General features: G+C 50.4%; 10 protein-coding genes. 9 read left to right on the forward strand and 1 reads right to left on the reverse strand.

Translation table 11 applies throughout. The features are described from left to right. The first annotated feature begins 5 nt into the window (after nucleotides 1-5). On the forward strand, nucleotides 6-1,541 hold the full coding sequence (locus CTZ24_RS24710; RefSeq protein WP_437180295.1) for an HAL/PAL/TAL family ammonia-lyase: 1,536 nt from the start codon (nucleotides 6-8) through the stop codon (nucleotides 1,539-1,541). An 80-nt stretch (nucleotides 1,542-1,621) separates the two neighbouring features. Here CTZ24_RS24710 and CTZ24_RS24715 read toward each other — a convergent pair whose 3' ends face one another. Beyond that, nucleotides 1,622-2,521: a LysR substrate-binding domain-containing protein gene (locus CTZ24_RS24715; RefSeq protein WP_208726879.1), complete on the reverse strand. Its 900-nt coding sequence runs from the start codon at nucleotides 2,519-2,521 to the stop codon at nucleotides 1,622-1,624. A 302-nt stretch (nucleotides 2,522-2,823) separates the two neighbouring features. Between CTZ24_RS24715 and CTZ24_RS24720 the strand changes: the two genes are divergently transcribed. The 8 genes from CTZ24_RS24720 (at nucleotide 2,824) to CTZ24_RS24755 (ending at nucleotide 11,521) form a co-directional block, all read left to right on the forward strand. Further along, nucleotides 2,824-3,360, forward strand: coding sequence for a sugar dehydrogenase complex small subunit (locus CTZ24_RS24720; RefSeq protein ID WP_036625989.1), 537 nt, complete (start codon nucleotides 2,824-2,826; stop codon nucleotides 3,358-3,360). Nucleotides 3,361-3,371: 11 nt separating this feature from the next. Further along, a complete protein-coding gene (locus CTZ24_RS24725; protein ID WP_208726880.1) occupies nucleotides 3,372-4,976 on the forward strand; it encodes a GMC family oxidoreductase in 1,605 nt (534 codons plus the stop codon). After that, nucleotides 4,973-6,361: a c-type cytochrome gene (locus CTZ24_RS24730; RefSeq protein WP_208726881.1), complete on the forward strand. Its 1,389-nt coding sequence runs from the start codon at nucleotides 4,973-4,975 to the stop codon at nucleotides 6,359-6,361. Before CTZ24_RS24725 ends, CTZ24_RS24730 begins: the two co-directional genes overlap by 4 nt. A gap of 218 nt (nucleotides 6,362-6,579) precedes the next feature. Continuing rightward, nucleotides 6,580-7,527, forward strand: a complete 948-nt coding sequence (locus CTZ24_RS24735; protein ID WP_208726882.1) for a LysR family transcriptional regulator — start codon at nucleotides 6,580-6,582, stop codon at nucleotides 7,525-7,527. Between the two features lie 120 nt (nucleotides 7,528-7,647). Continuing rightward, entirely contained in the window at nucleotides 7,648-8,763 is a 1,116-nt protein-coding gene (locus tag CTZ24_RS24740; protein ID WP_208726883.1) for an alkene reductase, read from the forward strand. A 49-nt stretch (nucleotides 8,764-8,812) separates the two neighbouring features. After that, entirely contained in the window at nucleotides 8,813-9,496 is a 684-nt protein-coding gene (locus CTZ24_RS24745) for a type 1 glutamine amidotransferase domain-containing protein (protein WP_208726884.1), read from the forward strand. 6 nt (nucleotides 9,497-9,502) lie between these two features. After that, nucleotides 9,503-10,363: a type 1 glutamine amidotransferase domain-containing protein gene (locus CTZ24_RS24750; protein WP_208727082.1), complete on the forward strand. Its 861-nt coding sequence runs from the start codon at nucleotides 9,503-9,505 to the stop codon at nucleotides 10,361-10,363. A gap of 270 nt (nucleotides 10,364-10,633) precedes the next feature. Continuing rightward, nucleotides 10,634-11,521: an SMP-30/gluconolactonase/LRE family protein gene (locus CTZ24_RS24755; RefSeq protein ID WP_208726885.1), complete on the forward strand. Its 888-nt coding sequence runs from the start codon at nucleotides 10,634-10,636 to the stop codon at nucleotides 11,519-11,521. Nucleotides 11,522-11,525 lie beyond the last annotated feature (4 nt).

The raw sequence follows: 11,525 nt of genomic DNA on the forward strand, positions 1-11,525 counted from the left end.
ATTTCATGCATGCTGTGCTGAAGAAAAAAGAGATGATAACTCTCAGTGAGCAAGGGTGTACGGTTGAGGATATTGTTGCCATTGCCGCCGGTGCAAAAGTGATGCTTGCCCCATGTTCTCTGGAAAATATGAGAAAAACGCAGCAGCTAATGCAGGATGCAATTACCAGTGGCATTCCCATATATGGCCTGACGACTGGCGTTGGTGACCTGTACAGTGTCAAACTTTCTCCCGAAGAAATCAGACAAACACAACTCAACATGTTACGCAGTCATGCCAGCGGCGTGGGCACCCCACTGGATAGCTGGAATGTTCGCGCCATTATGGCCACGATTATTGTCGCCATGCTGAAAGGTGCGAGCGGTGTTTCACCCGAATTGCTGGAAACAATGGCCGCCATGTTAAACAAAGGCGTGACACCGCGGGCACCATTAGGTGGATCTGTGGGCTATCTGATCGCGACAGCACATATCGGACTGAGTGTCTTTGGTTATGGAGAGTCATGGTTTGAGGGTGAATGGCTATCGGGCGCTGAAGCCATGCAACGCGCGGGTATTACGATTCGCGAACCCGGCCCAAGGGAAGGACATGCATTAATCAGCGGCACCTATGAGATCTCCGGACTCGGTGCTATCGCGTTGGTGCGGTGCGAAGCGCTGATCGCGCTTGCCGACCTTGCGGGGGCAATGAGTTTAGAATCTATGCGCGGAAATGTAAGTGGATTCGATCCCCGACTGCACCGTTTTCGCCCGCATCCCGGCCAACTGGAAACCGCGGATCGGCTTCTGAAGCTTTTAGCCGACAGTGAAATTCTTGATGCACATCGGCATTACCGTCTACAGGATGCACTGAGTTTACGCTGTATTCCTCAGGTCCACGGCGCAGTTCGGGATGCAATCACGTATTGCAGGAAAGTGCTGACTACCGAGCTCAATTCACTGACAGACAATCCTATTTTCATTGTGGAAGATGATGAGCTGGTCGCGTTACCTGGGGGCAATGGACACGGGGCACCTGTTGCGCTGGCACTGGATAATCTGGCGATTGCGGTTGCCACATTATCTACGATTTCTCAGGCCAGAAGTGACCGGCTTGTGAATCAGCACCTGAGCGGATTGCCTGCATTTCTCTCGGGCCGTGAGGGCGGAGGGTCTGCATTTTCTATCTCACCTTGTATTGCTGCTGCGCTCTCGGCGGAGAATCGTGCGCTTGCCGCACCAGCCTCCGTGCATACCCTGTCCACAGTGGCCGGACAGGAAGATCATATTTCTCAAGGCGCGTTGGCAGCGCGTAAGGTGCAGACTGCGATTGAAAATCTGGCGGATTTATTGAGTGTCGAATTGCTCTGCGCGGCACAGGCGCTGGATTTCCATAAACCGTTGCGTCCGGGAAAAGCGACAGTGGCTGCGTGGGAATTAATAAGAACTAAAGTCACCTTCCGCGTCAGTGATCGTGAAATGTACCCGGACCTTGCCGATGTGCGCCGTTTTATTGATGATGGCAGTTTGAATCATATTGTGGATAACGTACTCAGCGGTTGACAGGCTGATATGGCCAGTATGTTTAGCCTCCTGTTATCCGGGAACCATTGGGCTAGAACTGGCCATTTCGTGGCAGAGTATTATTTTGTCGAGTAGTTTCTGAAAAAATCAGTCATTAACTTCTGCACAGGATTGGTTTGATCATGATTCCAGACAAAAATTAGCTGAGTCAATGCGTTAGCATCCTCCAGCGGGCGAAAAACCACATTCCCAATACTATAGGAAATAATGTTTTCCGGAACCAGGCTGACAGCCATCCACGCATTGACCAGGCCAAGGCTATTATTTACCGCTGATACTCGCCATTCTATTCTTGGATTAAATCCGGCCTGATGGGAAAGTTGGATTAACGAGCCGCTTATGCCCTGAATATCCGGTTCCTGATAACTCACAAAGGATTCGTTTTCCAGATCCTTCATTGACAATGATTGTCGTGAGGCGAGGGGATGATTAGGTGACATCGCCACACAAAGCCTTTGCGCCGAGAATGTGCAATTGAGCGTTCCTTCCGGTAATAAAGGATAAGGCCCACGAATGATTGCCAAATCCACTTTTTGCTTACGAAGCAAGGTAAGTTGCTCTGGCATGGCGAGTTCGATCAGTTGTATTTCAATCGCCGGATAATGACTACGGAAGTCTTTTAAAAGATTGAGAAACTTCTCATCCAGCAGGGCCGTCCCCACATGACTTATCGTGACCTTTCCCATCTCTCCGGATGCGGCTTTTTTGGCCTTTTCAATGGCAAGTTTGTGATTCTCAAGTAACTCAATAACGCTCTGGTGATAATGTCTGCCCGCCGCAGAGAGACATATCCCCCTTCCGGCCGGTTGAAACAGGCGAAATCCCACTTCCAGCTCAAGTGCTTTTATTTGCTGACTGAGTGCTGATTGAGCAATTCCAAGTTTCTCAGCTGCCTTGCCATAATGTTCAATTTCGGCAAGACAGGTGAAATATTCTAATCTTTTTAACGTATCAGCCATCTTTTTCTCATAAGCATTTGCTTATCAAATTAACATTGTAGTTATCTGGATCACATTTTTTTATCAAATCATAATACTACCCACATGAAGACTAAGGGGACCATTTTGCATGAATGTGTCTGCCTGACCGACGTTGTGGGATGAAAACAATGCAATAACCAAATCAAAGCAATGTAACTTTAAGTGTCTGTTTTTTAGTTGTTTGTTCTGAATATGGACATTTATTGCTGCTCCTACAGCACATTACAATATTCAATAGATGCAAAAAGGCAAGTCTAAAAATTTAAGCAAGGCAAATTAATATGAGTATGTCGACTGACGTCAGTCCCGCTGGAAGAAGGCGATTCATCAAGCTTTTGGCAACAACCACGGTACTCGGTGCAACCAGCAGTTTACTTCCCGGACAGATGGCCTGGGCAATAGATGCTGGCATGCGTTCAAACCCCGTTTTTACCGCTTTTATGACCGTCTCTGAGATTATTTGCGGCTATCCCGAACTGGATAACGCACTTGGGCAGCGCATTTTTACCTTGATGCAAAGTCGCAATGCAGAATTAAAAAACCAGTTAGTGACACTTAATAAAATTCTGAATGCAGACATGCGTTCTGTTGATATGCAAAAGGCTTTACAGGGTGTTGATCAGAATACCCAGACGTTGTTCACCGATATTTTACGCGCCTGGCAATTAGGGATTGTGGGTAGCGGTAAAGAGGCGAAAGTGGTCGCGTATGAATATGCGCTGATGTACACCCCCATTGCCGATGTTGTGGTACTCCCGACCTACGCCAGAGGTGAACCGCATTACTGGGCCAAGCCGCCTGTCATTAAAAGCCTGTAAGAGAATAATTGATGAAAACAACGCATTCAGCCACCGTCGTCATCGTTGGCTCGGGGATTGCTGGCTCTCAGATCGCCCAAAAGTTACAGAAAGCGGGGATTGATACCCTGATGCTGGAAGCGGGCCCGCGTATCGAAAGATGGAAAATCGTAGAAAACTACCGTAATTCTCCGTTCAAAGGCGATTTTCAGTCACCTTATCCACCGACGCAACATGCACCTCACCCGCAATATTCACCCCAGGATAACGACTATTTTATTCAGTATGGTCCGGAGCCTTACAAGGCGGGATACCTGCGTGTCGCGGGCGGTACCACCTGGCACTGGTCGGCTCAGGCATGGCGTTTATTGCCCAATGATATGAAGCTCAAAACACTTTATGGTGTCGGGCGCGACTGGCCAATCAGCTACGATGATCTGGAACCCTATTACTACGAGTCAGAAGTTGAGATGGGCGTTGGTGGTCCCGACGATACCGGATCCCCGCGCAGTAAACCTTATCCGCAGCCCCCGCTGCCGTTGTCTGACTTTGACAAGGCCTTCAAGAAGGTGGTCGATCAGAATGGCTATCACCTGATCACCGAACCGGCTGCGCGTAACACCCAACCGTTTGATGGCCGTCCTGCCTGCTGCGGTAACAGTAACTGCATGCCCATCTGCCCGATTGAAGCGCAATACACCGGCGAGACGGCTTTGCGTAAAGCAGAACGTGCTGGCTCGCTGTTGGTGCCGAACGCGGTGGTTTATAAAATCGAGCACGATGAAAAGGGCAATATCACCTCGGTGCTGTACAAAGATCCGAACGGTGAAAGCTTCCGCGTCACCGGGAAAATTTTCGTGCTGGCCGCCAATGCCATCGAAACCCCGAAATTGATGCTGATCTCCAAAAGTGACAAGTACCCGAACGGCATCGGCAACACCACCGATAACGTCGGACGTCATCTGATGGACCATCCGGGGACATCCGTTTACTTCCTCAGCAAAGAGCCGATGTGGCCGGGACGTGGCCCGATGCGTCTTAGCTGCATTAACAACCTGCGCGACGGTGCGTTCCGTTCTGAATACTCCGCCATGAAGATTAACCTGGGTAACTACTCTCCGATGCTGGCCGTCAGTAATTATCTGTTAAGCAAGGGAATCTCAGGTAAAGAGCTGCCCGCTATGGTGCGCGACTATGCATCGCGTTGGGTCGCAGTGAATACCTTTTTCGATATTCTGCCAGACCGAAATAACCGAATTGTGGCGGTTGAGGACAGAAAAGATGCCCTCGGTATTCCAAAACCGGGCGTGCATTATTTTATCAACGATTACATCAATAAAGCCCGTGATGTCGCGCATCAGCACTTCGATCACATTGCCAGCCTGTTTGGTGGCACAGAAGTTCGCCACGATGATAAGTATTTCAATAACAACCATATTATGGGGACGCTGATCATGGGCAATGATGCAAATGATTCAGTCGTTGATGCGGATTTACGTACACACGATCACCAGAATCTGTTTGTCGCTTCCAGTGGTGTGATGGCAAGCGCCGGCACCGTCAACTGTACGCTGACACTCTCCGCTCTGGCGATGAGACTGGCGGATAAACTGATCGAGGAGTGTAAACACGTATGATGCGCTTATCACTCAGAGCATCGTTACTGATGGCTCCCCTGGCTGGCCTGTTTTTCTGTTCTGCAAGTTTTGCCGCTGGCGCGCCGCAGGATTTAATCCGGCAGGGCGAATATCTCAGCAAAGCGTCTGACTGTGAGGTATGCCATACCGCACCCGGTGGGACGACGTTTGCCGGTGGGTTAGCGTTCAAAACCCCGTTTGGCGTGATTTACTCTTCGAATATCACCCCGGACAAAAGCACCGGTATTGGTCGCTGGACGGAACAACAGTTCAGCAATGTACTGAAACACGGGATCCGCGCCGACGGGAAAAATCTCTATCCGGCCATGCCTTACACGTCATACTCGAAGCTGACTGACGCTGATATTCATGCGATGTATGCGTATTTTATGGCGATCCAGGGGGTTAACCATAATCCGCCGGAAAACGAAATGGGCTTCCCGTATAACCAGCGTCTGGCGCTCAAGGGGTGGAATTTAATCAATTTCCACTACAAACCTTTTGAAGACGATCCGCAGCAATCTGCCGAATGGAACCGCGGGAAATACGTCGCTACGGCGCTTGGACATTGTGAGGAGTGCCATACACCACGTAACCTCGCAATGGGACTGAGTAACAAAGCCTACGCCGGGGCGATGGTCGATGGCTGGGAGGCGTTTAACATCTCATCAGATAAAGTGTCGGGCATTGGCAACTGGAGCCATGACGATCTGATGCAATATCTACGTACCGGGGCACTGCCCGGCAAGGCTACCACCGGCGGCGGTATGGCTGATGTTATCTCGCACAGCTTGCGTTTCCTGACCCCGGAAGATATGAGCGCGCTGGCGACCTATATCAAAAGTGTGCCGGCACAGCAGACATCCTCCCGCAACCGCTCGGCTGCCGGTCAGGATGCGCAAAGCAATATCACACAGGATGTGCGTGGTATGCCGATTGATGATGCTGCGCCTTCTGGTGCAATGTTATATAACGGTAACTGTGCGAGCTGCCACGGTACTGCCGGGCAGGGTATTGGCGAAAATAGATACTACCCCTCATTGTCGCAAAACAGTGTTGTTGGTTCCGATAAGCCGAACAATCTGGTGCAGGTGATACTGCATGGGATAGACCGTGAGAATGGGGCAGGGGATCACATTGTCATGCCGGGATTCGGTGACAATCTGACCGATGCACAGATCGCCACGTTAACCAACTATGTGCGCAATCAATACGGCAACGGCGGAGATAATGTTGACGCTGCTGCGGTGAAAACCTTGCGTGACAATAATGTCACCGTTATCCCGGGTTATTTGCTGATCGCGGGTGGCGGAGTGGGCGCACTGATCGTTATTGCCCTTGTTGTTTATTTCCGTCGCAGAGGAAAACTGCGCCAGATAAGTTAATTTATCAAAATAGACGTAGCAGGTAATTGCTCACGTTAATGGGTCAGTGATATTCACTGGCCCATTTTTTTGTTCAGGAAGCGCATCTCCTCTGCGGATCAATTTAACCTGACTAAATATTTATGATGCAATATTCTTTTTTCCCAGGTTATGCTTCCTCACAGCGTCAAATGGGTATTCTTCGCTCATTTCTAAACATTCATCCATGCTGGTAAAAAATGAAACAGGATTTGCAGGCGTTAGATTTTAATCTTCTCAAAGCCCTGAACGCGCTGCTGGAACAGCGCAGTGTGACACGGGCGGCAGAACAGTTATCGCTTTCGCAGCCTGCTGTGAGCCTGATGCTGACAAGGTTACGTGAATACTTCGGCGACCCGCTTTTTGTCAGGGGGCAACGGGGAATGATCCCCACCAACAGAGCGATGGAACTCGCTTTGCCTGTCAGTCAGATTCTGTCGAATATCGCGCTTTTATCGCAGCCCGCAGAGTTCGATACCGACACCGCGAAAATGGATATCACCGTGGCAGCAACAGATTACGCGTTGAAAGCCGTGGTTTTACCCTTTATGTCAGTATTGAAAAAGCGCGCACCAGGCATTCGCCTGGCTGTCATTCCGGTTGATGCAGAACGAATGTCCGGTCAGTTTGAGCGGGGTGATATCGACATTGCGCTCGTCAGACATGATGCAACCCCAGAGGAGCTACATTTCAGAACATTATATCAGGAACGCTATGTCTGCATGATGCGAGCGGATCATCCGGTCGCCACCAAAAACGCGCTGACACTGGATGATTTCTGCGAACCTGAACATGTCATCGTGTCTTCGACCGGGCAATTCCAGGATGACATTGATCAACGGTTGGCTGAAAAAGGATACCACCGCCGGATCGGTATGGCGGTAAACAGCTATGTCGTGCTACCCGAGGTGTTACGCACGACGGATATGATTGCTGTTGTCCCTTACCGCCTGACCTGTGCTTATGACTTTCTTGCCCGGTTTGAGTTACCGTTAGACGTGCCGGGGTTCAATCTTACGATGGCCTGGCATGAACGTTCTCACCGCGATGTGGCCCATCAGTGGATTCGCGCCTTATTGTTTGAGGTTGGCCAAAGGCCGAATATCTTATCCCTGACGTCTGAACCCCACCTGGTTTCTGGCGTGTAGTCGAAAATCCCCGTTCTGATATAAGTTATCAATATAGTCGTTATAGAGAATACGATGTTTTACATATAGCAAACTCTCGCTATTCTCCTGGTCTTTCCAACTCAGAAGATGGAAACACTAATGACAAGTCTTTTTGATGGCTACCAGTTAGCGGGGAATACCCTTAAAAACCGGGCGGTCATGGCTCCCATGACCCGCGCTCGTGCGCCGGGCAATATACCGACCGAAGCGACAGCACGTTACTATGCACAACGCACCGATGCTGGATTGATTGTGACGGAAGGAACGCCGATCTCCCAGGAGGGCAATGGCTTTGTCGATTGTCCCGGTATCTGGAACGATGAGCAAATTGCCGGCTGGCAACAGGTTACGCAGCGTGTTCATGACGGTGGCAGCCTGATTTTTACGCAAATCTGGCACGTCGGTCGCATCAGTCATACTTCTCTTCAGAAGAATGGTCAGCCCCCTGTCAGCTCCACGGCGGTCCAGGCGGCGAAGAGTTCAGCCTTTGGATTTAATGATGCCGGAGAGCCGGATTTTGTTATTGCCAGCAAACCCCATGCACTCACCACGGAAGAAGTGAAACGGGTGGTTAAAGATTTCGCCCACGCCGCTGTCAACGCAGTAAAAGCTGGATTTGATGGTGTCGAAATTCACGGTGCAAATGGTTATTTGGTTGAGCAGTTTCTGAATGGTGCGGTGAATGATCGCCAGGATCGTTATGGTTCTGACACGCTGGAGAACCGCCTGCGATTTGCGCTTGAAGTTGTTGACGCCTGTATAGCCAAAATCGGTGCTGACCGCGTGGGTATCCGGCTATCACCCTTTGGGCGTTTGCATGAGCTGGGGGATTTTGCCGAAGAAGAAGAAACGTTTTTGGCACTGGCGCATGAACTCAGTCATCGCAATATCGCCTATATCCATATTATGGATCAAGCCAGCCGTGGCGCACCTGCGATGCCCGATGGTTTTCTTGAAAAATTCCGTCAGGCTTATAATGGAACATTAATCCTTGCGGGGGGTATGGACCTGAATAAAGCCAACGAGATGATTAATAATAATATTATTGATCTGGCTGCATTCGGTGCGAAATATATCTCCAATCCCGATTTGGTTGAACGTTATCGTCATGGCTGGCCAGTGAGTGAACCCGACCATAAATATTATTATGGTGGAGCGGAGCAGGGATATACAGATTATCCCACCTTCAGTGGTGCAACGACTATTAAGCTGTAACCTGATATCACACCGATTTAAATTAATTAATGACGTAATGGAGTAAACCATGTCAGCTATTAAACCCGTATTATTTGTTTTGACCAGCCACAAAGATCTGGGAAAAGGCCACGACGATTCCGGATTCTATCTGCCTGAATTAACCCACCCGCTTCATGTGCTTGATGAGGCCGGGATCGCCACCGAGTTTGCTTCAATCCTGGGGGGAGAACCGCCGGTTTATGGCATCGACCTCGAAGACAAAATCAATAAACATTACTGGGAAAACCCGGCATTCCGGGAAAATATCCGCAACACTCTCACCCTGGATAAAGCGGACAGCAGCAAATATAGCGCCATCATGTACGTTGGCGGTCATGGTGTGATGTGGGACTTCCCGGATAGCAACGCGGTTAAACATATTACAAAAGAGATGTATGAGAATGGCCAGATCGTCGCCGCCGTTTGTCATGGCCCGGCTGCTCTGGTGAATGTGAAACTCAGCGATGGCTCGTACCTTGTAGCGGGTAAAAATGTAGCGGCCTTTACCGATACCGAAGAGCAGGAAGTCGGCATGGCGGATACGGTTCCTTTTCTGCTGGAATCTACTTTGAAACAGCGTGGTGCACATCATCACGGTGTGGCGAACTGGCACGAAAAAGTGGTGGTGGACGGAAACCTGATTACAGGCCAGAACCCGCAGTCGGCAACAGGTGTGGGTAAAGCCATTCTCAACGCCTTGAAGGGTAACTGAGATTTAATCGTTATGATGAAGAAAATGCTGCTGGCTGTGGCATTAACCACGGCCAGTTCCTGGGCTTCTGCTGCTCATGTCCTTGTCGTGCTTTCAGATGCAGATCAGCTTGAACTGCAAGGTGGAAAAGTTCATCCGACGGGATTCTTTCTTAATGAGCTGATGCAGCCGGTCAAACTGCTGCTTGACGCCGGGGATACTTTGACATTTGCAACGCCCTTAGGGAAAGCGCCAACTATGGACAAAGTCTCCGTCAATGCGAAAGATTTTGGCGGGGATGAAAAGGCACTGGAGACACACCTCAAGCTGCTCGACAGTCTTAAGCTGACCGATCCGGTGCACTCGCCTGTGATCAGCTTATCCCGGGTTGAGCAGATTGGTTATAGCCACTTTGATGCGGTATTTGTTCCTGGCGGTCATGCGCCAATGCAGGATCTGCCTGGCAGCCCGGAAATGGGTAAGCTGTTACGTGCTTTCCATCAGGCGGGTAAACCGACCGTGCTGCTCTGTCATGGACCTGTCGCACTGATTTCCGCATTACCTGAGGCGAAGAGTTACCTTCAGCGCCTGGAAAAGCATTCGGGGGCAAAAGCGCAAGGCTGGATTTATTCCGGATATCGGATGACGTCATTCACTAACGCGGAAGAAGATGCCAGTGCCGCGGTGCTTGAGGAGGGGAAAATGAAATTTACCCCGCAGACAGCACTGACCAATGCCGGGGCAATATTTATCTCTGCTCCGCAAAAATGGCAAAGTCATGTTGTGGAAGACAGGGAGCTGATTACGGGTCAAAACCCGGCATCTGCACTTGAACTGGGCAAGCGCCTGGTTGCAAAACTTTCTGATGTGAAAGATCAGAAACGGTAAATCTCTCACTCATGGCACTGACATAGCCAAAAATTGAAAGCGTCCTCTCTCACCGTATCATTTTTCCCGGTATGAGAGGGGCGTTCTGCGACTGACGCACATTTCACCGGTTTCGCCCCCTCCTGAGCATCTGACCACCTTGCTGTTCCCCGCATAAAAAATCGCCATCACGATCACATTTATCACAAGTTGTTCACAAATTGACTTGCCTGATATATCAGATTTGATACTTACTATATCTAACATGTCACCTGATCGGATAATTTAGCGATGCAACTTACCGAGTCACCTCAAGTCATTCTTGACTGCCAAAACGTGTTGGGTGAAAGCATCCTCTGGGATGACCGAACCAACCAGCTTTGGTGGACGAATATTCATGCCCGTGAAGTGTGGTGCTGGGCACCCGGACAGCAAATATCTCCACGTATCTATGCTATGCAACAGCGGGTTGGGGCCATTGCGTTATGTGAAGGACCGGGGATTGCGCTGGCGCTGGAAAAAGGGTTTGGGATGATGGATACCGCTACTGGCGCGGTTGAATGGTGCGCGGATGTTGAGTCTGCCGTGCCTGACACCCGGCTCAATGATGGTCGGGTGGATCCCGCCGGACGTTTTCTCTGCGGCGGGATGCATGAAGGCTCACCACAGTTGCCGCATTCCGCGCTTTGGCGCTGGGAAGGCAACAACCAGGTCAGCCTGTGTTTGCCACATGTGTCATGTGCAAACTCACTTTGCTGGAGCCCGGATGGTAAAACCCTGTATTTCACCGATATGCCGGAGGGCACCATCAACGCCTATCCCTATAACCCGGACACCGGTGAAGTCGGTGAACCACGCCTGTTTGCCGACCTTGCCGAACAGCCTGGTCTGGCTGATGGATCAGTGGTGGATGAAGAAGGGTACTTGTGGAATGCGCAATGGGGTGGGGCGCGTATCGTGCGTTATTCGCCGGACGGTGCCATCGATCGCATTGTCTCTCTCCCGATCGACAACCCGACCTGCCTGACATTCGGTGGCCCCCAGCGGGATGTGTTGTTTATTACTTCCGCCTGGTGGGGGCTAACCGAGGATCAGCGCCAGCAGCAGCCCTTCGCTGGCAGTGTCTTTGCTTTCAGGCCTGGCGTCCGGGGGCAGCGAGAACACCGGTTTCATCGTTAACGCG

It is taken from the genome of Pantoea phytobeneficialis (genome assembly GCF_009728735.1).
Taxonomy (GTDB): domain Bacteria; phylum Pseudomonadota; class Gammaproteobacteria; order Enterobacterales; family Enterobacteriaceae; genus Pantoea; species Pantoea phytobeneficialis.